We start from the raw sequence: 23,519 nt of genomic DNA, 5'->3' as shown, positions 1-23,519 counted from the left end.
TCAAGCAAAAGGGAAAGCCGAGCAAAGTCGCACTCGTCGCCGTCATGCGAAAAATGATCATTATCCTCAACGCGAGAATCCGGGACGCAAACGCAACGGTGCTTGACACCTAACACCGTTGCTTTTTTGTTGTTTGCGGTTTTCGGAGAAAATGACAAACGGCCTGCTTGAGGATCGAGCAGGCCGTTTGTCCAAAAATCAGGCAGCGAGTGCTTCGTCTTCCGAAGTCGGAACTTCTGAAATCGTCTTCAGGACCTGCGAAGCGATCTGGTACGGGCAACCCTGCGAGTTCGGGCGGCGATCTTCCAGATAGCCGCGATAGCCATCCCTGACGAACGAGTGCGGAACGCGGATTGAAGCGCCGCGGTCGGCAACACCGTAGGAGAACTTGTTCCACGGCGCGGTTTCATGCTTGCCGGTCAGGCGCATGTGGTTGTCCGGGCCGTAAACGTCGATATGGTCCTGCAAATTCTTCTCGAACTGCGCCATGAGGGCCTCGAAATAATCCTTGCCTCCCACTTCACGCATGTATTTGGTCGAGAAATTGCAGTGCATGCCCGAGCCGTTCCAGTCGGTGTCGCCGAGCGGCTTGCAGTGGAATTCAATGTCGATCTCGTACTGCTCGCAAAGACGAAGCAGGAGATAGCGGGCGATCCACATCTGGTCGGCGGCGTTCTTTGAGCCCTTGCCGAAAATCTGGAACTCCCACTGGCCCTTGGCCACTTCCGCATTGATGCCTTCGTGATTAATGCCGGCATCAAGGCAGAGATCGAGATGTTCCTCGACGATCTTGCGGGCGATGGAACCGACATTCTTGTAGCCGACGCCCGTGTAATAAGGACCCTGCGGCGCAGGGAAGCCCTGTTCCGGGAAGCCGAGCGGACGGCCATCCTTGTAGAAGAAGTATTCCTGCTCGAAGCCGAACCATGCATCGTCGTCTTCGAGGACAGTTGCGCGGCTGTTGGACGGATGCGGGGTGACGCCGTCCGGCATCATGACTTCGCACATCACGAGCGCGCCGTTCTTGCGCGCCGGATCGGGATAGATCGCGACCGGCTTCAACACGCAATCGGAGCTGCGGCCTTCGGCCTGCATCGTCGAGGAACCATCGAAACCCCAGAGCGGCAGTTGTTCAAGCGTCGGGAAGGCGTCGAATTCCTTGATCTGCGTCTTGCCGCGCAGGTTCGCAGCCGGCTTGCATCCATCGAGCCAAATGTATTCGAGCTTGTACTTGGTCATCGCTAGTCTCTCTGTGTCATCCTCGGTTGATCGACCACCACAAGTCATGCGGTGTCGCGCGGCTCGGTGTTCGATTTAAGAGAGGCAAGGATCGTGCCAGTTTTGAATCGGCTGCATTTTCAGGGCGGAAATGGCAAGCGCGACCGGGCGGACAGGATTCGCGCAATGTAAGCTAAGATTATCTGCTCAAAAAACAGGCAAAGGATTACAATTTCATCACGCCGGTTATTCAATTTGCATCATCCCGATCCCGCTACATGTCATATGGAAGGAGAAAACCGGGAAACTCAAAGGGATAAAGCAAAATCGAACAGGCGGACAGAATAAGTCGTTGGACGCTCCAGCCACCATTCTTCACCTTATCCTCAAACAAAAGGGGAGTGACTGATGGCTCGTTCGATCAACAGAAAATCGGCTTTTCTGGCAAGTTTAGCGTTGAGTGTTTCGGCAATGACTGTTTTTACGGCCAATGCTGCGGAAATTACCGTGATGGGGTATCGCGGCGCTTTCCAGGACAATTACGTCAAGGCCGTCATCGAACCGTTCCAGAAGGAGCATCCCGACATCAAGGTCATTTACTACGGTGTGCAGAATGCAGCGACATCGCTCGGCAACATGCGCGCCCAGAAATCCTCACCCCAGACGGATGCGGTGATTTACGATCTTTCGGTCGCCAAGATTGCCGATGAGGAGGGACTGGTCGAAAAGCTCGACCCGGCATCGCTCAAAAATTACGCGGATGTGGCCGATCTCGGCAAGGAACTCGCTGGTTCGGCAATTCCGATCACATATGACACGCTTTCGCTCCTTTATAATCACGATGCATTTGCCAAGGGTCCACCGGATAGCTGGGAAGCGCTTTGGGACAAGCAGCAAAGCGGCAAGGTCATCATCCCGGCACAGGGTGGCGGCGATATTCAGGCCATCCTGCTGACGATCATTGCGAACCGCCTCGCCGGTGAAGACGATTATACGAAGACCGTGGACCCCGGCGTCGACAAGCTGGTGGAACTGGCGCCGGCCGTGCAGACATGGGAACCGAAGCCCGATGCCTATACGCTGGTTGCAAACGGCACGGCGACCTTGTCCATCGGTTATAATGCGCGTGCCCAGTTCTATTTCGACCAGACCGGCGGAAAACTTCAGTCGGTCGGGCCCAAGGAAGGAACAGCCGCGCAAGTGAACGTCATCAGTGCGATTGCCAACGGCAAGAACCTCGATGCAACCAGGACTTTCATCGATTATGCGATAAGCCCCGAGGCACAGGCCCGGTTCGCCGAGATCATGTTCTATGCGCCATCGAACACGAAGGCGGACGTGAACGGTGAAACGAAAAAGCGTATTCCATTCATGGACCCGGCCCAGCGTGAAAAGCTGATCCCCGTCAACTGGATGACCATTGGCGATATGCGCGACAAGCTGCTCAATCCCTGGCGTCGCCAGATCATTCCGGCTGGTCGTTAAATCCCTACCTCACCCTGAAATTCACGCTTCCGCCTCGTTTCGCCGGGGCGGCAACGATCCCTTACAGGTTTCGATATGGTAGCAGAAAGCTCATTTCTACAGTTGAAGGCCCTCACAAAGCTTTACGGTAACAACTACCGGGCTGTAGACGATCTTCATCTCGATCTGCCGCGCGGAAAACTGCTGGGCCTCCTCGGTCCATCCGGTTGTGGCAAGACCACGACATTGCGTATGATTGCCGGTCTCGCCTCGATTTCTGACGGCAACATCCTGATCGACGGCAACGATATCTCGCACAAGCCGCCTCATCAGCGCGATATCGGTCTGGTTTTCCAGAACTATGCCCTGTTCCCGCATATGACGGTGGCCGAGAATGTCGCTTTCGGTCTCGATATGCGCAAGGTCGCCAAGGCTGAGGCGAAGAAGCGGGTCGAAGAAGCACTCGAAATGGTCCGGCTTCCCGGCTATGGCTCGCGCAAGCCCAAGGAAATGTCCGGCGGCCAGCAGCAGCGCGTGGCGCTGGCGCGCGCGCTGGTCATCCGCCCGCGCATTCTTCTGCTTGATGAGCCCCTGTCCAATCTGGACGCGAAGCTGCGTGACGATATGCGGATTGAAATCCGCGAGATTCAGAAACGCCTCGACATCACGACCGTTTTCGTCACGCATGACCAGGTAGAAGCACTGACAATGTGTGACGTCGTCGGCGTGATGGATAGCGGCAAGCTGGCACAGCTCGGTTCGCCGGAAGAAATCTATGAAAAGCCGTCCTCCCTGTTTGTCGCCAAATTTGTCGGTCGCGCCAATGTCCATGATTGCGAGATCGTAGACGAAAATGTCTGTCGTCTTGGCAGCGCCACCTATCGCTGCAACACGCATGGAAAGTCGCGCGGGGCAGGGCAGATTGCCATTCGTCCGCATCGCATCAATCTCACGCCTAACCGCGATCGCAATCTTGTTAGCGTCGTAACCAACAGCGCGCACGGTGTGGTCGAGCGCACGACCTATATTGGTGACATCGTTCAATATGACATCGAGATCGAAGGCGCTTGCCTGAAAGTGGAGGTGCCCACCGCGAGCGCGGGACATGCATTCCATACCGGCGACCGGCTGCTGTGCGAATGGAAACCGGAAGACATGCTGGTTTTCGGGAGCTGATGTCATGACAGCGATCACATCGACCGACATCATCCCGGCAAAGTCATCGAGGCGCAGGCGCTACAGTCTTGTGGCCGTTGCACTTCTTCTGCCGATGGCCTTGATCAACCTCATCGCATTCATCGCGCCGGTTGCGCATCTGGCGCAGATATCCTTCCTGCAGAGCGAAAGCGGCGGTGTTCTGACGGACCGCTACACGTTCGAAAACTACATTAATTTCTTCACCGACAGCTTCAATTGGGGTCTGGTGTTCAACTCGCTCTGGCTGAGCGCGTTCATCACGCTGGCAACCCTCATCTGCGCCTATCCAATTGCGCTTTTCCTGCACCGCGTTTCGCCGGTCTGGCGCAACTTTCTTTTCGTGGTGACGGTCTCGCCGCTGCTCGTCAGCAGTGTGGTGCGCACCTATGGCTGGATGGTGCTTCTGGGCGATCAGGGGCTCGTCAATGGAGCCTTGATGAACCTCGGCATCATTTCCTCTCCCATCAGGCTCGTCAATAATACGCTCGGCGTATTCATCGGCATGGTGGAAATCCTGATCCCCTATATGGCGCTGTCGCTGATTGCCGGTTTCGGACGCCTGAACGCCTCGCTTGAGGAGGCCGCTGCATCGCTTGGCGCCAATGCCTTCACGCGGTTTCGCCGGATCATCCTGCCGCTCACCTTGCCGGGTATCGCGCTTGGCTGCCTGCTTTGCTTTGTGCTGGCGATCAGTTCCTTCATCACGCCGAAATTGCTTGGCGGCGGGCGCGTGTTCCTGCTGGCGACGGAAATCTACGATCAGGCCGTGATCCAGCTTGAATGGCCGCGCGCTGCCGCAACCTCCGTCATTGTCCTGATCATCTTCGGTCTCGCCTTGATGGTCTATTCCCGCATCGCACGTCGCATCGACTGACCGGCAAGGAGAAACGAGATGATTGGTTCAACTTCATTGCCATTTCGCCTTTTGGTCGGCCTGCTCTATCTGTTTCTGCTGGCCCCCATTCTGGTCGTCGTGCCGCTGTCGTTCAGCAACGACAACTATCTCACTTTCCCGCCGCAGAGCTGGGGCGTGCGCTGGTATGCGGAAATGCTGCAGCACGAAACGCTTATCCAGGCGTTCTGGATCAGCCTCGGCATTGCATCGGTCGTGACCGTCCTGTCGCTTCTGGCGGGTATTCCCGCGGCCTATGCGATCCGCCGTTACCAGTTCCGTGGACGCGAAGCGGTGCTGAACCTTTTCACTGCGCCGCTGCTTCTGCCGTCCATCGTGCTTGGCCTCGCCATACTGCTGGTCTTCGTGAGACTGGAACTGCTTGGAACGTTCACCGGTCTGGTGATCGCCCATCTGATCGTGACAACGCCTTACGTCATCCGCATCATGATAACGGCGTTCTCGACCTTGCCGCCATCGGTGGAGGAGGCGGCTACGATGCTGGGCGCATCGCCGTTCACCGTGTTTCGTCGCATCACCTTGCCGTTGATGATGCCGGGCTTGGTGGCAAGTGCGGCTTTGTCCTTCCTCCTGTCCTTCGATGAGGTGGTGATCTCGCTCTTCATCACCGGACCGCGCATGACGACGCTGCCGGTCGAAATCTTCAACTATGTCGAAAGCCGCACCGACCCGATGACCGCTTCCATCTCGGTCGTTCTGATCGCGGCGACGCTGCTCATCATCTTCGTCATCGAGCGCACACTCGGATTGTCACGCACAATCGGCAAATAACCTCCCAACTGAAAGTGACTGCAAGCATGGAAAATATCGCCCTCTGGATGTCGCAACCGCATTTCAGCTATCTCGAAATTGCCCGGACCTGCGGCTTCTCATCCTTCGTTCTCGAACTCGAACACGGTACCTTCGACCTGTCGACGCTGGACCAGTTTCTGGCTTTCACCAAGGCACAGGATCTCTCCACCCTGACCAAGGTGCTGGCACCGACGCCAGAAGCCATCCAGCAGGCGCTGGACTTCGGATCGGATGGCGTCATCGTTCCGCATATTCTTGGCGTGGAACATGCGCATCAGGTGACAAAAGCTGCAAAATATCCGCTCGTTGGCACTCGCTCTTATACCGGTGGTCGCATTTTCGGCTACGCCCGCCCGGCAACCGATGCTTTCGAAAAAGAGAACAAGCGCACCAAATGCTTCGCCATGATCGAGACGGCGGAAAGCCTTGCCGATGTCGAGAAGATCATTGCGCTCGATACGGTTGATGGCCTGTTTCCCGGCCCTTCGGATCTAGCGCTTGCGCGGGGGCGGGGAGCCTACGCTTTCAATGATGACGACAAGGCTGACCTGCGCCGGTGTGCCGCCGCTGCACGCGCTGCCGGGAAGCCATGGATCATGCCCGCCTGGACGGAAGCCGAACGGCGCTTCGCGCAGGAAGAGGGTGCCGCGATGCTGGTTGTCGCCACCCAGAACATGACGCTTCGCCAAGGCATGGTTTCAACCGTGAACATGCTGAAAAGCGAAGCCCTCGTTGCTTGACGATCACCTGAACTGAATACGCATTCATTCGCTGGAGGAAAAAATGAAGATTAGCCTGATCCAAACGAGCCCGCAGACCGACAAGGCGGAAAACCTGCGCATTACGCGGGGATTGATGGAAGAAGCCGTGCGCACGGATTCTCCAGACCTGGTCGTGCTTCCCGAATATTTCGAATATTATGGTGGCAGCCCGGAAGAAAAGCTTGCAGCCGCAGAGAGCGTTCCCGGTGGCCCTGCCTACAAGATGGCGCAAGATTTTGCCCGTGAGCATAAGGTCTTCGTTCATGCCGGAACCCTGATGGAAAAGGTTCCGAACGAAAAGCGCATCTACAACTCCACCTTCGTCTTCAACCGCGAGGGCAGGGAGATTGCGCATTATCGCAAGATCCATATGTTCGACATCGTCGGGCCGGACGGCACGGCCTACAAGGAATCCGCCACCGTCAAGCCGGGCGAGAATGTCGTCGTCTATGATCTCGACGGGTTCAAGATCGGCTGCGCGATCTGCTACGATATCCGTTTTGCCGAACTCTATCTGGAACTGGAAAAGGCCGGTGCCGATGTCATCGTGCTTCCCGCCGCATTTACGTTGCAAACCGGCAAAGACCACTGGGAGGTGCTGGCACGTGCCCGTGCCATCGAAACCCAGACCTATTTTGCCGCCTGCGGCCAGACCGGCAGCACGGTATCGAACGGCGAGCGACGTCATACCTATGGCCACTCGCTGGTCTGCGATCCGTGGGGCCATGTCGTGGCGCGCGCGTCCGATGGTATCGGCTTTGTGACGGCGCGTATCGAACGCGCGCAGATTGAACGTGTGCGTTCGCTTATCCCCATGGTCAGCCATCGCCGCATCGGCAAGCAGTTGCAGGCCTGCGCATAGGAGGGACCCATGTATACGATCAATCCCATGCCGGAACAGGTGCCCGAAAGCGATCTCAAGCTCCTGTCAGGCGTCGAAACGGCTACTGTCGGACACTGGCGGTTCTTCGGCTTCATGCACCGCTCTATCCAGCCGCTCCTCCCCAAGCGCCGGGTGGTCGGCACCGCTGTCACCATCGCCATACCGGGTCCCGATTCCACCCTGCTTCACCACGTAACCGGAATGCTCCGTCCCGGCGATATTCTGGTGGTGGACCGGATGGGTGACGACCGCTATGCGTGCTGGGGCGGCGGTGTGACCATCGCGGCAAAGGCCTCCGGCGCTGTAGCAGGCATCGTGGATGGCCCCTGCACGGACCTGACGGAAATTGAGGATTCCGATTTTCCGATGTGGGCAAGGGGCATCTCGCCTATCACCACGCGGCTTTATGATCTGGGCGGCGGTATCAATATTCCTGTCTCCTGCGGCGGTGTCGTCGTCAATCCCGGTGATGCCATTCTGGCCGATGAAAGCGGGGTTCTGGTCCTGCCGCGTGAAGAAGTGAACGCCGTCGCTTCGCGCGCGCTCGACATACAGGACAAGGGCAAGGCACGCGAAGCGTCGGTGAAGACCGGTCTCAAGCTGGGTGATGTTTCTGGCGCCACCAAGAAAGTTCTCGCTCACGCGGGAGGTTGATCTGACGGGGCCGGTTGCGACCGGCCCTATCATTTGTGAGATGGAAGATGACTATTTGCTTATTTTCATCCCGCAAGTGTCTTAGAAGGAAAGGACGAATCTGGTTGCCCGAAGCGCAATAAGGGACTGCAAGAAACACGCGCGGGTGACTGAAATGGGAAGGAACCTGCCCGTCCATGAATATCCGTTTTCTGGAAACGGTGATCTGGCTGTCGGAACTACGCAATTTCCGGGCGACGGCGGCTCGCCTCAACATGACGCCGGCAGCAATATCCAATCGTATTGGCGCCATGGAGCAGGAATTGGGTTTCCGGCTCTTCGATCGCGACGCCCGCGACGTCAACCTGACGGCGGAAGGCGAAGCTTTTGTTGAGGGGGCGCGTGATGTCGTGCGCCGTTACCATGATCTGGTGGAAAGCCTGAGCCCGCAAAACGGGCTCGAAGGAACGCTGAAGATCGGCATCGTTCCAAGCCTCGCCATGACCATATTGCCGGGTATTCTCGATATTGTCCGCCAGCGTTATCCGAAGATACGCATCTCGATCACTACTTCATCTTCGAAGGGGGTCGTGCAGAAACTGGAGCAGCGCGAGCTCGATATCGTTTTTGCCATCAAGCCCGAACCGACACCCAACCTGCGCATTGTCGACATATGTACTTTTGGCATGTTCTGGATAGCGCGCAGCAATCAGTTTCCGGGTGGCGCGGAAGATGTTCTGTCACGCGATGATCTGCTTGGCTGTAATCTCATTTCCTATGAGAGCGGCTCCTATAATTATCAGCAGATCATCAATTATTTCTCGGAAGAACGGCTGAAAGACGCAACCGTTCACTACTCCAACTCGCTCACCACAACGATCAACATGATTTCGGCGGGCGTCGGAATTTCCGTCATTCCGCCGGTGGTTATCCAGAAAGAGCTACGGACCGGCGAGCTCCAAGTGCTGAACACTAACGCTGTTTTCCCCGCAACCAGCTATAGCGCCATCTATCTCGAAAGCGCGGCGACACGTCTGATCACGCTTGTGGCCAATATCGCCCGCGAAGCCGGCCGAAATTTCAGCGGCAATTTCAGCGATAGTCTTGCCTATCAGGATTAATGCGTTTGGATTTCATCCTCGTAGTAGAGGCTGATGCTTTATTCGGCAACCCGATGCGTCGCCTTAGACCCTCGCATTTTTGCGCATGTCATCAAGCTGTCTTAGAGACGAAAACAACGATTCCCGATCGCGGAGATGTTCTTCATAGAGAGACAGGAAAAAGGCGTTCGTCGTTACATGCGGCCCGGGTGCGGACCGGGCGCGGTGCAGGCTGTTATTGGCCTTGCGCTTGGCGTCTTCGACTTTCGCCTGCAATTCCTGAAGCATGCGCGAATTGCCAAACGCATGAAAACCGGCTTCCGGTGCACTCGAGGCGGCGGTATTGGATGTCGAGTGAATCATGGTCTGCATCTCCGATGGCAAGATATAGAGCTGATCGTGACGTCCGTTTATGATATAATCGTGGTGCAAACCGTACGAAATTATACTCTTGTGATGGTATGTTTCGGGCGCCGCTTTCAGGATAATTCCATTTCGTGCTGAAAAAACTTCTAGCACTGCAAGCGCCTTGGAAACGAGGCACTCAATGCCAAAACCTCCAGGAAATAAGGAAAAAACTCATAGCTGAGCAGCGGCCAAACAGATTTCAGGTCATGCAGGGATATCAATCAGCGTCGTGATTTATGAAAGGGAGCATATCGACGGTGTCGATTGGAGGTGACACCCGGTTAGCGGGTTCACTTCTTGTGGGTCTCGATCCAGGTGATGCCGAAGACGACAGCGCTGACGGCCAGGATCGCTACGATCTCAATCCAAAAAATCAACTGCATGGCCATGTCCTCCAGCATGGTTAACAAGAACCTGACGAAAAGGTTTCATTCACGCTGGCTACCGCACTTCACAGGGCGCTTACAGCGTCCGTGATGCTGCCGCAATCGAACTGTCTCGGATATGGGCAGCGTTTCGATATGCGCGCGGAGTGAGCCCCGTTTCCAGCAAGAAATAGCGGTTGAAATTGGAGAGGTTGTTGAAGCCCGCTTCAAAACAAATATCGGTTATTGCAAGATCCGTTTCTACCAGCAAGGTTCGCGCCCGCCACACCCGAACAGAACGGCTGTAAGTCGAGAACGTCATTCCTGTCAGCCGCTTGAAAGCGCGGGAGAAAGACGCTGTGTCGAGGCCGACAGCTTCGGCGACATCCTGCATCTGGCGGTCAGGGTTGGATTGCAGAATCTGGATCGCCTGATCGATACGCCGATGCCGCTTGTCGGAGGCTTCGCTATAGAGCGATACGAAATGCTCGCTCGCAAGGGGGCGCTTTTGCCCAGCGCTATCGATTGCATTCAATATATCAAGAAAAAGGCCCAGGCCCGCTGCATCCGATTGCCGGTGCAATGCCAATATCATTTCCCCGATATCGAGCGCTTCGTGACCTGTGATTTCGATCCCCCGCCGGGATAATTCTTTCAGGCGATGCAGCACTTCGAATTCAGGGCAAACCGACCGAACCTGAATAAGTGCATCGGCATTGAACTGGAGTACGAGATCACGGCCCGGAATGGATGCCGCGCCCGGCGTAATCCAGTTATGGGGCAGGTTCGTCCCGGTCAGGACAAGATGCCCGGGCTGAAATGGCCCCACGTAATCGCCAACATAGGCCAGACCCTGTGCTTGAGGAATATAGTGGATTTCCCACTCAGGATGATAGTTCCAGATGCATATCGGATTGGGATAGTCGTCGCGGCGGATGAGATAGGACTTCCCGCCCGGCAGCGTGATGCGCTCTCGCGTGGCAGCATAGGCGTTCGGCAGGGAGGACGAAATTTCCGATGATAGAACCATGATATCTCACCGCATAAGGCGCTATAATATCAAAATAGTATCAATTATTGACAAAAAGCAAACTAGTCCCTTCTCGCCGTTTTTACAAAATTCAACCCACAGGATGCGGGGAAGAGGAGCATCCGGTGGAACATAATGGGAGGAACGACATGCTACGTACATTTTTGCGTACCGGTTGCGCTGTCATAGCGCTCACTGCCGCATCCAGCGCCATGGCGGCTGCGGTTTGCAGCAAGGATGTAAGAGTTCTGGCGCAACCGCGCGATGGCCTTACTTTGCTTGAAGACTATGTGGACGAGTTTGAGGAACTCTCCGGCGCCGGTTTTGAAATTAGCTATCTGAACGAGAATGACCGCCGCGCCAAGTCACAGGCGGATGCATCGACCGTAGGCAGCTACAATGTCTACTATGTCGATGAAGCCAATCTCGCATTGTTTGCATCGTCGGGCTGGATCGTTCCGCTCGAAGGCTTTTACCCCAAGGAAAATGATTACGACGATTTCGACGCCGGCATGCGTGCGGCTGCCACTTATGACGGCAAGCAGTGGTTTGCACCAGTTCAGGGCGGCGGCGACCTGATGGTCTATCGTACCGATCTGCTCGAAAAAGCTGGCCTCCAGCCGCCAAAGACCTGGGACGAATACAAGGCAGCTGTCGCCAAGTTGCATGATCCGGACAATGGCGTCTATGGGACCGCATTGCGCGGACAGCGCGGCTCGGGCGCCAATGTCTGGCGGTGGATGCCGCTGTTCAAGGCAAATGGCGGCGAATGGTTCAAGGATGGCAAGCCTGCTTTCAACTCGGACGCGGCAGTGAAGGCAACTGAGGAATATCTCGATCTTTTCAAATATTCCGCTCCCGGCACTCAGACGGGTTCGTGGGACGAATCCACCGGTGCTTTCCGGGCAGGCAAGGTAGCAATTATCATTGAATCGGCTCCCCTTGGCGGCATGTCGGTCGATAAGGCACAGAGCCAGGTGGCGGACAAGGTCGCCTTCGCGGTTCCGCCAACGCCTCTTCCGGGAGCTGGCTACGCGCATGGATTTGCAATTGCGTCCAAGGCCAATGCGACGGACGAGGATAAGGCTTGCGCCGGACTGTTCGTGGCATGGGCGACCTCCAAGGAGCAGGAAGCCCGTCGTCTGGCAGCGGGTCAGCCCGGTGAATTGACACGCACCAGCACCTATCAAAGCCCGAAGTATGCCGAGACGTTCGGACAGAACCTTGCAGATGCAATGGCCGCTACCGGCGCTCGCACGACGGTAACTTTCTGGCAGGATGCACGCTGGCAGGAATTGGGCAATCAGTGGGGCATCATGCTGGAAGAACTTATCACCGGCAGCCGCAAGGATGTCAAAGCGACGCTCGACGAGCTTCAGTCATTCGCTGAGAAGCTCTAGGCATCGCGCGTTCGGGGCGGTTTTGCGGCCACATCGGTCGAAACCGCCCCGCCTCCCAAGATGGGTACTGCCCTGAAAGCCACGTGCGCCTCACGCTGCCGGGCCGTCCCAGTCACCGCCTTCAGACAAGGAATGTTCATGCAACGTGGACGCTCGCTCCCATATCTTTTCCTTGGGCCAACCCTGCTCATTCTCGTCATTCTGGCGCTGGTTCCGACTGTTTTTGCGATTGCGATTTCGCTGCAGAACAGGACCTTGTCACAGCCAGCGGCTGAATATGTCTGGTTTGCGAACTATGCCGCTCTGCTCAGCGATCCGCGTTTTCTCAACGCATTGTGGGTTTCGCTGAAATGGGAAGTCCTGACCGTGGCACTTACCATGCTGACCGGCATCGGGCTTGGTATTGCGATGTTCGAAGCCGCCAGCCCGCGCCTGCGAAATATTCTTTGCGTCCTGTTCATTATTCCTGTGTTGTTGCCGCGCGTTTGCGCAGCATTCGTATGGAAGTTTGCTTTCCATCCACTTTACGGCGCCCTGACCTGGCCTGTCCGTGAACTGACCGGGGCCACGCCCGATATACTTTCCACGCCAGCCGGCGCGCTTCTTGCCGTTGCTTTCGTGGACGTCTGGCAATGGGGGCTGTTTTTCGCGGTCATCATCCTGAAACTGCTCGAAGCGTTGCCGGTCCAGCCTTTGGAAGCGGCTCGCATCGATCGCGCCAAAAGGTGGGAAGTCCATCGCTTCATCACCCTTCCGATGCTCAAGACGCCGCTGATCAGCCTTCTGCTCGTCAAGGCCATCGAAAGCCTGCGTTCTTTTGATCTGGTTTATGTCATGACGCGGGGCGGTCCGGGCATTTCGACCGAAACGCTTGATATGTACGCCTATTCGCAAGGCTTCATCGAGTCCGGAAAAATCTCCTACGCCTCGTCGATGGCCGTCATCATGATGCTGCTGACCATCGTCATTTTCACTGTCGCCTGGAAGAGACTGAACCGATGAAGATTTCGACCATCCTTCTGCGCACGGTCCTTGTCTTTGCGGCAGCGCTTGTTGTGTTGCCATTGCTGTGGACTCTGCTCAATGCGTTCAAGACCAACGCCGATCTTCTGGTCAGCACGCCGAAAATTCTCTTTCAGCCCGTATGGGACAATATGAGCTATGTGCTCAATCGTCGTTCGGTTGCGCGTGCGCTTACGAACTCGCTGATCATCTGCTCGGCCGCTGTCGTCATTGGCGCTCTGATTGGCGTACCCGCAGCCTATGTGATCGCGCGATACAAGAACCGGATTACAGCCGAAGCTCAGTTCTTCGTTCTGTCCTTGCGTTTTCTGCCGCCGGTGGCAGTGGCCATTCCGATGCTGGTGATCTGGCTTTCGCTTGATCTCTACGACAGCCGCCTGTCTCTCATCGTAACCTATCTGATCATTACTGCATCGATTACGATCTGGTTGTCGGTTCCCGCGTTCGAGCGCGTGAGCCTCCATGTCGAGGAAGCGGCCCGGGTCGATGGATTGGGACGTTATGGAACTTTTTTCCGAATTGCCCTGCCTATAGCCCGATTTCAGATATTCGGCGCCATCGCTTTTTCCTTCGTACTGGTCTGGAATGAATTCCTGCTGGCAATGATGCTGACGACGTCTCGCGCCAAAACATTGCCGATCATAGCTTCTGAAATGTCACAGCTCGGCATGAATGTGCCATGGGGCATTCTCAATGCCGCTGTCGTTCTTCTCTCCCTTCCGCCTTTAATTCTGCTTGGGCTTCTTGCTGGCGGATTAAATGCCGTCTTCACCAAAAAACAAAATCAGGAATGATCCGATGAAAGCACTTGTTCTGGAACGCATCGGCGAATTGAATCTGCGCGACATTGAATTGCCAACCGACATGGGGCCGGATGACGTTCGCATCAAATTGCACACCGTAGGGGTGTGCGGGAGCGATGTGCATTATTACACGCACGGGCGTATCGGGAATTTTGTGGTCGATCAGCCCATGGTGCTTGGTCACGAGGCGGCAGGCACGGTGGTCGAGGTCGGCGGGAACGTGAGGCATCTCAAGCCGGGAGATCGGGTCTGCATGGAGCCGGGCATTCCAGATCCGCTCTCGCGCGCTTCGAAGCTTGGCCTCTATAATGTCGATCCTGCCGTGCGTTTCTGGGCAACGCCGCCCGTCCACGGAATCCTTTGCCCCGAAACTGTCCATCCTGCAAATTTCACATATAAGTTGCCGGACAATGTCTCCTTTGCAGAAGGCGCGATGGTCGAGCCCTTTGCGGTCGGTATGCAGGCGGCAACGCGGGCGCGCATCAATCCGGGCGATACGGCCGTCGTGACCGGCTGCGGGACTATCGGCATCATGGTTGCGCTTGCGGCCCTGGCAGGAGGCTGTTCTCGCGTTCTGATCTCGGATTTCTCGGAAGCCAAGCTGCAAATTGCAGAATGCTATGACGGCATTACCGGCATCAATCTTGGCGAAACCAACATCGTGGAAGCGGTCAATGATGCTACCGGAAATTGGGGAGCGGATATAGTCTTTGAATGTTCAGGAGCCGCAGCAGCCGTCCGGGACTTGTTCAAGATAGTGCGCCCGGGTGGCGCGGTTGTGCTGGTTGGCCTGCCCCCCGAACCCGTCCCGTTCGACATTTCGGCGGCGACGGCACGGGAATGCCGGATCGAAACGGTCTTCCGCTATGCCAATGTGTTCGATCGCGCTCTCGCACTAATCGCCGCAGGCAAGGTTGACCTCAAACCGCTGATCTCTGGAGTGTTTCCATTCGAGCAATCCATTGCCGCTTTCGATCGCGCGGCAGAGGGTCGTGCGGCAGACATCAAGCTGCAGATCATCCTGGACGGGGAGAAAAACTGATGTCCACCGTGGAATGCCGGTCCATATTGAAGCGATATGGTGCGCAGGAAGTCATCCGCGATTTCAACCTTGAAATCAGCGATCATGAGTTTGTAGTTTTTCTTGGGCCCTCCGGCTGTGGAAAATCCACGATCTTGAGAATGATTGCCGGGCTTGAGGAAATCACAGGCGGCGATCTTCTGATCGGCGGCCAACGGGTGAACGATCGCGATCCGGGCGACCGCGGTATTGCCATGGTGTTCCAGAACTACGCGCTCTATCCGCATATGACTGTTCAGGAGAATATCGTTTTTGGGTTGGAGCGCGCAGGTATACCGAAGCAGACGATAGTTGATAGGCTGAAGCCGGTCGTGGCCGCTCTGGGACTTGAAGTCTATCTGGGACGCAAGCCGTCCGAGCTGTCGGGCGGCCAGCAACAGCGCGTCGCAATCGCCCGCGCGATGATAAAGACGCCTGAAGTATTCCTCTTCGACGAGCCGTTATCCAACCTTGACGCAAAATTGCGCGGAAGCCTTCGGGTCGAGATCGCCAATCTCCATCGCGAACTGAAGACGACCAGTATTTATGTTACTCACGACCAGCTTGAAGCCATGACATTGGCGGACCGGATCGTGCTGATGAAGGATGGGCGCATAGAGCAGATGGGAACGCCCGAGGAAATCTATGAGGCGCCCGCGACGCTTTTTGCCGCCGGATTTATCGGTACGCCCAATATGAATTTCTTCGAGCTGAACGCTGATGAGGAGAAAATTGCCGACGAAACCATAAGCCTGCCGCGTCCTTCCGGCTTGAAGCCGGGTCCGGTAACGGTCGGCATCCGTCCGGGAGCATTCCGACTGAACGAGGCTGGAGGCCAAATTCGCGGCGAGATCGAACGCAACGAATTTCACGGCGAGAACCGTCTGGTTACCATTCGGGCCGGTAAACACATCTTCAGTATCGCCGTACCAACTTCCGTGCGCCTGCGGGAAGGGCACAATATCGGGCTCGATGTAATTCCCAACAGCTTGCATCTGTTCGATACACATACGGGTTTGCGTAGCTCAATATCCGGCGGGTAGCAGGATGGAACTCAATTCTATCCCGGCGCTATTCAGCCAAAAAAGCGACCTTTAGGAACCGCTTTTGTTGATTGCTCCCGCTGGCACGTATTCTTGGCAGTTAGCGCACTTCAAGTACTTCGCCGGTGCGGCGGTCTATGACTACACGCATCTCATCGTCGCGACGGTCTATTCCGCGGACAACATAAACGTTCCTGCGCCTTGAGATGCTTTCGACTTCGTCCATCCCTTCGCTACGCGCGATTCTGGCGGCCCTGCGTTCGCTGATTTCTTCGCGGCCGTAGCGTCGATTCCCATCCGGATTGACCTCTATACCGTTGGGACCGATTTCAATGCTCTGCGCATGTGCTGGAACAGTTGGAATGAGAGCCGAAAATACCAAAGCTGCGATTGCTGGGAACTTGTACATGGCAGTTATCCTTGCTGGTTTCTCGCCCGCCATCGACATCAACCGATAAGTCCGCCGCCGGTTCCCATCGGAGGCGGTCAACTCCTTCTAACACTCCGAAGTTATTGTGATGAGAAGTGTCATCGGTCTTGCTGCGTAAGGTCGGTCTAGGCACCTCAAACCGTCAGCGTTTCCCTCTATCTTGCCGTCTTGACAGTATTACATTCACGGCACTACGCTACAGTAACACGACAGATTTTTACTGAAGTGAGGGGAGGAATTCATGACTAAAAGTTCAATTATTACAGGACTGGGTCGGGTTTCAATTTCACGGCGCCAGTTTATAACATCGAGCGCATTGGGCGCCGGTGCTCTGCTTCTACCGTCCTTTCCGTCTTTCGCGGCGGACAAGCCCAAAGTCGGTCTGGTCATGAAGTCGCTCGCCAATGAGTTCTTCAAGCAGATGCAGGCAGGTGCGGAGGATTACGCTGCCAAAAACACCGACAAGTTCTCTTTTGCCGCCGTCGGCATGAAGGACGAGCGGGATTTCGCTGCCCAGGTGGATGCGGTCGAGAATTTCGTCACGCAGCAGTTCGATGTGATCGTGCTTGCCCCGGCGGATTCCAAGGCCATGGTGACGCCGGTCAAGAAGGCTCTGGAAGCTGGCATCAAGGTCATCAACATTGACGTGGCGCTGGATGAGGAGGCAAAAAAGCAGGCCGGTGTCGATCTTGCCTTTTTCGGTCCCGACAACCGCGAGGGTGCGAAGCTCGCTGGCTTGGCTCTGGCCAAGGAACTGGGCAAGGGCGGCAAGGTGGTTATCCTCGAAGGCAATCCCGAAGCCGACAACGCCAAGGAGCGCAAGAAGGGGTTTGACGATGCCGTGGCCGAGGGCGGCCTGACGCTGCTCGATTCCAAGACCGCGCATTGGGAAACGGAAGAAGCCAACACGCTGATGACCAATTTCCTGACGCAATATCAGGACATTCAAGGCGTGATGGCAGCCAACGACTCCATGGCGCTCGGCGTGGTGAAGGCGCTGGATGCGGCTGGAAAATCGGGGCAGATCAAGGTGGTGGGCTTCGACAATATTCCCGCCGTCCAGCCTTTGATCAAGGATGGCAAGATGCTTGCCACTGTCGATCAGTTCGGTGCGCAGATGGCAGCGATGGGCATTGATTACGGCCTCAAGGAACTGGCGGGCGAGAAATTTTCCGGCTGGGTCAAGACGGATATTAAACTCATCACCGCCCAGGATCTCTAAAAAATTGCCAATCATAGGGCGGCGCGTTAGGCGCCGCTCTTCTCCACCCGGCAGGCAGGAACAGACATGCAGTCAGCCGACGCCATTTTAAGATTGGAAAATGTCGGCAAGACCTTTCCGGGTGTGGTTGCGTTGAATGGTATCACGCTGGAACTGCAGCGTGGCGAGACACATATCATCCTGGGTGAAAACGGCGCCGGCAAGTCGACCCTCATCAAGCTTCTCGCGGGCATATATCAGCCCGATACGGGCGAGATTTTTCTGAACGGCCAGCCTTATAACCCAAAGACCCCGCATGACGCGCAGGTTCAGGGTATCCGCATCGTACATCAGGAACTCAACCTGCTGTCACATCTTTCCATCGCCGAAAATCTGATGCTGGAAAGTCTTCCGAGGCGCTTCGGGATCATGGATCGGGCAACGCTGAACCGCCGCGCCGAAGAGCTTCTGGCTGAGGTCGGTCTGGCGGTCGATCCGCGGATGCCGGTCTCGGAGCTGGGCGTTGCGCAAATGCAGTTGGTGGAGATCGCCAAGGCGCTTGGTTATGACAGCAAACTACTGGTTCTGGACGAGCCGACGGCGACATTGACGCCGCCGGAAATCGAGCGGCTGTTTGCGATCATCAAGCGCCTGAAGGCGAAAGGCGTCACCATCATCTACATCTCTCACCGTCTCCACGAGGTCTTCGAGATCGGTGACCGCGTAACGGTGTTGCGCAACGGGCGGCTGGTGGAGACACGCGACCTGCAGGGGTTGAGCGTGCCGCATCTGGTCCGCATGATGATCGGCCGCGACATCGCGGATGAATACGGCTTCAACGCTGATATCAAGCTGGGTGCCGTCGCCTTGGCAGTGAGGAATGTCAGGCACAACAACGGCGCCCCGCCGGTTTCGTTTTCCGTGCGCCATGGAGAAATTCTCGGTGTAGCCGGTTTGGTCGGGTCAGGCCGCACCGAGGTGATGCGCGCAATCTTCGGCGCCGATCCGAGAGCGGCAGGGGAAATCCATGTTGATGGCAGGCCGGTGAATATTCGTTACCCGCGCGATGCGGTGCGCAACGGTCTCGGTTTCCTGACTGAAGACCGCAAGAGCCAAGGGCTGCTGCTGGATATGCCTGTCTATGTCAACGCCACGATCACCGACCTGAAAAAAATCTCGCATGGTGGTCTGCTGGACGGTCGCGTGGAAAAAAGTGCAGTGGCTGAGCTGGTCGAGCGGTTGCGCGTCAAGACGGCATCCGTCGACACGCCGGTGCGCAATCTTTCCGGCGGCAATCAGCAAAAGGTGGTCCTGGCAAAATGGCTGTTTCGTGGGTCGTCCACGCTGATCCTGGATGAACCCACGCGCGGGGTCGATGTTGGTGCCAGACGCGAGATCTATCAACTCTTGTGGATGCTCGCCGCCAACCAAAAGGCAATCATCATGATTTCCTCGGACCTGCCTGAGCTGATCGGCATGTGTCACCGCATTATCGTCTTCTCCAACGGCAAACTGGTGGGAGAACTGGACCGGTTGCAATTCGACCAGGAACGTATTCTTTCGCTCGCTTATCAGGAGCATGTTCACGCATGACGGAACCGACTTCTCCATCTGTCCAACAATCCGATGCTGTCGATCGCCAGAAGTTGAAGCGCTTCCTGTTGCGTGATGCCGGTGTGTTTCTAGCGTTGATCCTGATAACGCTCGTATTTTCCTTCACCGCGCCCTATTTCGCGACGTCGGGCAACGCGCTCAAGATTTTCGTTCAGATCGCGATCAACACGGTTCTTGCCGCGGGTATGACCTTCGTTATTCTGACCGGCGGCATAGACCTTTCCGTTGGCTCGGTGCTTGCCTTATGCACGGTCGTGGGCGCACTTATCATGACTTCCGGTCTGGAACCCGCCTTGTCGATCCCGCTTGCCGTTCTGGCTTGTATTGCCGTTGGCGGGCTTTGCGGGTTCATCAACGGCAAGGTGTCAACCTACTGGAAAATCCCATCGTTTATTGTCACGCTCGGCATGCTTAATATCGCCGCCGGTGCGGCACGCGTGGTCTCGAACAATTCCACCATCACCGGGCTTCCACAGGGGTTTGTCGACTTCGGCAATCTGATAGTCGGGGGCTTCCTGCCCTCGATCTTCCTGATCGCGGTGGCTGTGATCGCCGTCGGCTGGTTCGTCCTCCGCTTTACAGTCTTCGGCCGCATGATCTATGCGGTCGGTGCCAATGATGAGGCGGTGCGCCTTTCCGGACATAATCCCGATGCATACAAGATCGCTGCGTTTGTCATTTCCGGCGTCACTGCCGGTATTGCCGCGATTGTCTATCTCCTGCGCCTGAATATCGGTAGCCCGATTGCGGGCGTCGGCTATGAACTCAACGCGATCGCAGCCGTCATCATCGGCGGAACAAGTCTTTTCGGCGGCAAGGGATCAATCGTAGGTACGCTGGCGGGTGCCTGCATCCTGCAGGTTTTAGCGACCGGCCTGCAATTGCTCGGCATCGGTGACAATTACAAACCGATCATTATCGGCACGGTGATTATCCTCGCGGTGATTGTCGACACCTATCGCGAAAGGTTGTTGCGGCGCATTCGCTGACCGTGCCGTGCACGGCTTCAACCCGGCGCATTCTATTTCGCATCGCGCCGGGTTTGGCTTGGAGCCTATTTTTCTTGTGGCGGTTGTCAGCGGAACGACGATCTTTTTCCACGGCCTCGCTTTCCGCGGAATAAGCGCCCAAAGCTGGCTCGAGGCCTGTTTGGTCAGCCTATCGAGACAAGCTCGCGGGAAAGAGCGTTCATCGTTTCCGCCCCGTCTGCGGTGATGAGGAATTGTTCCTCGATCATCAGAGCCCCAATGCCGTTTGCATAAAACGGGGCTTCCACCGCCAGCACCATGTTCGGTTCAAAGACCATATTGTTGCCGCGCGAGATGAAAGGCCATTCCTCGATCCCGAGCGCGGAGCCGACCGAGTGCCCGAAATGCCCGCGATAATATTCACTAAAACCATGCCGCCGCATGGTGCTGAGCATTGTTTCATGGACCTGTCCGAATGTATTGCCGGGTTTCAGCAAGGCGATACCGGCATGGAACGTTTCGAAAAGCGCGTCGTAAATCTGCCTGGCTAGGGGCGCAGGCTCGCCGTGGACATAGGTGCGCGCGCCGTCTGAAGAATAACCGTTCACCAGTGTACCGACATCGGCCTTGACGAGACCGCCTTCCGCAAGTCGTGCCGCGGGGTTCTGGAGGTTCGGCCCGACCGAAATATAGGCCCAGTGGCCGGACAGGCCTTGGCCCTTCGCCTCGGCGGCACTGGTTGCTCCGGCGAGCCAGGCATCGGAAAGTTCTGTCGCCGTGGCACCGGAACGCGCTTTCGCTGCCATCTCCTGCAAACCGCTTTCCGCATAATGGGCGGCATCGCGCAGAAACTCGATCTCGCGGGCGCTCTTTATCAAGCGCAACTGCTTGACGATGCCGGAAGCATCGCGCCAACGAACTGACGGCACGGCTGCTTTCAGGCGTTCAAAATCGGCGGCCGGTACAAATTCGAGGTCGATCCCTATGCTCGCCCGGGCGAGGCTCCGTTCGGCGATCATGTCTGCAAGCAGTTGAAAGGCTGCTGGCTGGTCGAAGGTTTCCGGGCGCGGGCCGATATTGCCGCTGGCGCGATAGGCTGCATTAATGTCCTCGATCGTGCGCGCGCCATGAACCGTAACGGCGTCGATCCAGATTCTGTGCGAGCGAAAGTCGATGTCATCAGTCGTGGCGCCAGCCGCTGCCAGCGCCTGATCGCTGACGATCGCGCCAAGTTGCGCTGATGCATCCGCCGGAACAAGCGCTATGGCTGATCCGGCGCGCCCCCACATTGTCGCCACGCCTGCGGCGACCCCCGTGACATAGCGAAAGTTTTCAGGCTGAAAAAGCACCAGTGCGTCCAGTCCTTCCGCGGTAAGCAGTTCCTGAACACGGTGCCGATCCATATAGGTCATGGTTGATCTCTTGAGGTTAATCCCTTGCGGGGCGCTTTATATCGGACAGTCTGCGTGGGCGTCCGGATGGTTTGTCCAATAGATTGACTCTTTATGGAATAAATTTCTAATGATTCTCATCATCTCGCGCCGCCGCCGCGTACCGGTACGCTCGTCGTCGCGGTATAAGCGTTGCTGACGGAGAGCCTGACAAGGCACTTTCCACGCAGGAGAATAATATGGCCGGCTTCAACATTCATAATCGCAAACCCGGATTGGCTACCTGGGGGCTGGGCGCGGCATTGGCCGTGGTGCTTGGTACCGGATCGTTCAGCCCGGCGCTGGCGCAGGAAAGCGATCCCGACGCGACAATCAATATTGGCTCGCTCTATGAGCCGCAGAATCTCGATAATACCGCAGGCGCGGGGCAGGGCATCAACGAAGCCTTCAACGGCAACGTCTATGAAGCACTTTTCCGGCTGGCCGATGACGGAAAGGTCGAGCCGGTCCTGTCGAAGGATTATAAAGTCAGCGACGACGGGCTTACCTATACGTTCAAGCTGCAACCGGGCGTGACTTTTCACTCGGGCGCGCCGCTGACTTCCAGGGATGTGAAGTTCTCCATCGAGCGCGTTGCCGCGCCGGAATCGAAAAGCTCGCGCAAAAGCAGCCTCAAATCCATCTCGGCTATCGAGACCCCTGACGACGAGACGGTTGTCGTCAAGCTGTCGTCGCGTTCCATCTCGCTGCCGTATAATCTGAGCTATGTATGGGTGGTGAACGACGAAGCAAAGGACTTGCAGTCGAAGGAAGACGGAACCGGACCTTACGAGCTGGAAGACTGGCGTCGCGCTTCATCGCTGTCGATGAAGCGTTTCGATAAATATTGGGGCGCCAAGCCGAAGAACGGCGAGGTGGTGTTCCAGTATTTCACCGACGCCAGCGCGCTCAACAATGCGCTGCTGACCGGTTCCGTCGATATTATCACGTCGGTTCAAAGCCCGGATTCGCTGGCCCAGTTCAAGGATAATCCAGATTTCACGGTCAGCGAAGGACAGTCCACCACCAAGCTGCTTTTGGCCTATAATGACCGCGTTGCACCCTTCGACAATGTGAAAGTGCGCAAGGCGCTTGCCCGTGCCATCGACGATCAGAAGCTCTTGAAGGCCGTCTGGGGCGATTACGGCACGCTGATCGGTTCCTTCGTGCCGCCGACCGATCCGTGGTATGTCGATCTTACAAAGGTCGACGCCTATGATCCGGAAAGCGCCAAGGAGCTGTTGAAGGAAGCCGGTTATCCGGATGGCTTCACCTTCACCATCGACACACCGAACTACGATCCGCACCCGATTGCCGCGCAGTTCATCCAGAGCGAACTGGCCAAGATCGGCGTGACGGTCAAGATCAACGTCATTACCGCCAATGAGTGGTACACGAAGGTCTACAAGGCGCATGATTTCCAGGCAACCTTGCAGGAACATGTGAACCATCGCGACATCGTGTTCTACGGCAATCCTGATTTCTACTGGGGCTATAACAATCCGAAGGTTGTCGATCTCATCAAGGAAGCGGAAGCGAGCGCGACCACGGACGAACAGACGGCGAAACTGACCGAGGCCAACAAGATCATCGCCGAGGATGCAGCCAGCAACTGGTTCTATCTCTATCCGCAGATTGTCGTTTCAAGGAAATCGGTCAGCGGTTACCCGGTCAACGGCCTGAATTCGCAATTCTTCGCCTATGACATCGTGAAGGCGGAGTAATAACCGCCTGTCGATATCGGGAACATGAACTCGACAGCGCGCGCCGCCTGAATTAGTTT

Annotated in this window: 22 protein-coding genes and 1 pseudogene; 18 read left to right on the top strand and 5 right to left on the bottom strand. The window is 56.4% G+C overall.

The features are described 5' to 3' along the window. Positions 1-113: pseudogene (locus F9K78_RS04465) on the top strand (IS110 family transposase); the annotation flags it as partial. A gap of 85 nt (positions 114-198) precedes the next feature. Here F9K78_RS04465 and F9K78_RS04460 read toward each other — a convergent pair. Continuing rightward, a complete protein-coding gene (locus F9K78_RS04460) occupies positions 199-1,239 on the bottom strand; it encodes a glutamine synthetase beta-grasp domain-containing protein (protein WP_121981871.1) in 1,041 nt (346 codons plus the stop codon). Positions 1,240-1,626: 387 nt separating this feature from the next. On the opposite strand from F9K78_RS04460, the gene F9K78_RS04455 reads away from it, so the two are divergent. The 8 genes from F9K78_RS04455 (at position 1,627) to F9K78_RS04420 (ending at position 8,982) form a co-directional block, all read left to right on the top strand. Continuing rightward, a complete protein-coding gene (locus F9K78_RS04455; protein ID WP_121981872.1) occupies positions 1,627-2,703 on the top strand; it encodes an extracellular solute-binding protein in 1,077 nt (358 codons plus the stop codon). Positions 2,704-2,778: 75 nt separating this feature from the next. Continuing rightward, positions 2,779-3,858 (top strand): ABC transporter ATP-binding protein, encoded by a 1,080-nt coding sequence (locus F9K78_RS04450; RefSeq protein WP_121981873.1) that lies wholly within the window; start codon positions 2,779-2,781, stop codon positions 3,856-3,858. 4 nt (positions 3,859-3,862) lie between these two features. Then, positions 3,863-4,753, top strand: a complete 891-nt coding sequence (locus F9K78_RS04445) for an ABC transporter permease (protein WP_010659338.1) — start codon at positions 3,863-3,865, stop codon at positions 4,751-4,753. A gap of 18 nt (positions 4,754-4,771) precedes the next feature. Next, positions 4,772-5,563, top strand: a complete 792-nt coding sequence (locus tag F9K78_RS04440) for an ABC transporter permease (protein ID WP_121981874.1) — start codon at positions 4,772-4,774, stop codon at positions 5,561-5,563. 26 nt (positions 5,564-5,589) lie between these two features. Then, complete coding sequence (locus tag F9K78_RS04435) at positions 5,590-6,324, top strand: HpcH/HpaI aldolase family protein (protein WP_121981875.1); 735 nt, start codon at positions 5,590-5,592, stop codon at positions 6,322-6,324. A gap of 43 nt (positions 6,325-6,367) precedes the next feature. Continuing rightward, the gene (locus F9K78_RS04430; protein ID WP_121981876.1) at positions 6,368-7,207 is read left to right on the top strand and encodes a carbon-nitrogen hydrolase family protein; all 840 of its coding nucleotides are present in this window, start codon (positions 6,368-6,370) and stop codon (positions 7,205-7,207) included. 9 nt (positions 7,208-7,216) lie between these two features. Continuing rightward, positions 7,217-7,882 (top strand): RraA family protein, encoded by a 666-nt coding sequence (locus F9K78_RS04425; protein ID WP_121981877.1) that lies wholly within the window; start codon positions 7,217-7,219, stop codon positions 7,880-7,882. A gap of 176 nt (positions 7,883-8,058) precedes the next feature. Next, positions 8,059-8,982: a LysR family transcriptional regulator gene (locus F9K78_RS04420; protein ID WP_121981878.1), complete on the top strand. Its 924-nt coding sequence runs from the start codon at positions 8,059-8,061 to the stop codon at positions 8,980-8,982. 63 nt (positions 8,983-9,045) lie between these two features. On the opposite strand, the gene F9K78_RS04415 is transcribed toward F9K78_RS04420, so the two are convergent. Together F9K78_RS04415 and F9K78_RS04410 are read right to left on the bottom strand one after the other, a co-directional pair. After that, positions 9,046-9,480 (bottom strand): hypothetical protein, encoded by a 435-nt coding sequence (locus tag F9K78_RS04415; RefSeq protein ID WP_235925382.1) that lies wholly within the window; start codon positions 9,478-9,480, stop codon positions 9,046-9,048. A 351-nt stretch (positions 9,481-9,831) separates the two neighbouring features. Beyond that, complete coding sequence (locus tag F9K78_RS04410) at positions 9,832-10,764, bottom strand: AraC family transcriptional regulator (protein ID WP_121981879.1); 933 nt, start codon at positions 10,762-10,764, stop codon at positions 9,832-9,834. Positions 10,765-10,913: 149 nt separating this feature from the next. Here F9K78_RS04410 and F9K78_RS04405 point away from each other — a divergent pair, with 149 nt between their 5' ends. From F9K78_RS04405 to F9K78_RS04385, 5 genes are all read left to right on the top strand, one after another. Continuing rightward, positions 10,914-12,164: an ABC transporter substrate-binding protein gene (locus F9K78_RS04405; RefSeq protein WP_121987150.1), complete on the top strand. Its 1,251-nt coding sequence runs from the start codon at positions 10,914-10,916 to the stop codon at positions 12,162-12,164. 138 nt (positions 12,165-12,302) lie between these two features. Continuing rightward, on the top strand, positions 12,303-13,166 hold the full coding sequence (locus F9K78_RS04400) for a carbohydrate ABC transporter permease (RefSeq protein WP_121981881.1): 864 nt from the start codon (positions 12,303-12,305) through the stop codon (positions 13,164-13,166). After that, complete coding sequence (locus F9K78_RS04395; RefSeq protein ID WP_121987149.1) at positions 13,163-13,981, top strand: carbohydrate ABC transporter permease; 819 nt, start codon at positions 13,163-13,165, stop codon at positions 13,979-13,981. Before F9K78_RS04400 ends, F9K78_RS04395 begins: the two co-directional genes overlap by 4 nt. A gap of 4 nt (positions 13,982-13,985) precedes the next feature. Continuing rightward, positions 13,986-15,032: an NAD(P)-dependent alcohol dehydrogenase gene (locus tag F9K78_RS04390; protein ID WP_151682089.1), complete on the top strand. Its 1,047-nt coding sequence runs from the start codon at positions 13,986-13,988 to the stop codon at positions 15,030-15,032. After that, positions 15,032-16,093, top strand: a complete 1,062-nt coding sequence (locus F9K78_RS04385) for an ABC transporter ATP-binding protein (protein WP_121981884.1) — start codon at positions 15,032-15,034, stop codon at positions 16,091-16,093. The genes F9K78_RS04390 and F9K78_RS04385 overlap by 1 nt, the downstream gene beginning before the upstream one ends. 100 nt (positions 16,094-16,193) lie before the next feature. Here F9K78_RS04385 and F9K78_RS04380 read toward each other — a convergent pair whose 3' ends face one another. Continuing rightward, positions 16,194-16,502, bottom strand: coding sequence for a PepSY domain-containing protein (locus tag F9K78_RS04380; RefSeq protein WP_121981885.1), 309 nt, complete (start codon positions 16,500-16,502; stop codon positions 16,194-16,196). Between the two features lie 262 nt (positions 16,503-16,764). Between F9K78_RS04380 and F9K78_RS04375 the strand changes: the two genes are divergently transcribed. From F9K78_RS04375 to F9K78_RS04365, 3 genes are all read left to right on the top strand, one after another. Next, positions 16,765-17,745: a sugar ABC transporter substrate-binding protein gene (locus F9K78_RS04375; RefSeq protein WP_121981886.1), complete on the top strand. Its 981-nt coding sequence runs from the start codon at positions 16,765-16,767 to the stop codon at positions 17,743-17,745. A 66-nt stretch (positions 17,746-17,811) separates the two neighbouring features. Beyond that, positions 17,812-19,317, top strand: a complete 1,506-nt coding sequence (locus F9K78_RS04370) for a sugar ABC transporter ATP-binding protein (protein WP_121987148.1) — start codon at positions 17,812-17,814, stop codon at positions 19,315-19,317. Beyond that, on the top strand, positions 19,314-20,327 hold the full coding sequence (locus F9K78_RS04365; RefSeq protein ID WP_121981888.1) for an ABC transporter permease: 1,014 nt from the start codon (positions 19,314-19,316) through the stop codon (positions 20,325-20,327). Before F9K78_RS04370 ends, F9K78_RS04365 begins: the two co-directional genes overlap by 4 nt. 164 nt (positions 20,328-20,491) lie before the next feature. Here the strand turns inward: F9K78_RS04365 and F9K78_RS04360 are convergent, their stop codons facing one another. Further along, positions 20,492-21,718: a M24 family metallopeptidase gene (locus F9K78_RS04360; RefSeq protein ID WP_121987147.1), complete on the bottom strand. Its 1,227-nt coding sequence runs from the start codon at positions 21,716-21,718 to the stop codon at positions 20,492-20,494. A gap of 218 nt (positions 21,719-21,936) precedes the next feature. On the opposite strand from F9K78_RS04360, the gene F9K78_RS04355 reads away from it, so the two are divergent. After that, on the top strand, positions 21,937-23,460 hold the full coding sequence (locus tag F9K78_RS04355) for an ABC transporter substrate-binding protein (protein WP_121981890.1): 1,524 nt from the start codon (positions 21,937-21,939) through the stop codon (positions 23,458-23,460). The last annotated feature ends 59 nt before the right edge of the window (positions 23,461-23,519 follow it).

Origin of the sequence: Brucella pseudintermedia, assembly GCF_008932435.1 — a bacterium.
Classification (GTDB): Bacteria; Pseudomonadota; Alphaproteobacteria; order Rhizobiales; family Rhizobiaceae; genus Brucella; species Brucella pseudintermedia.
Note: the sequence above shows the minus strand (reverse complement) of the source record. Positions and strands in the feature narration are given on the sequence as shown.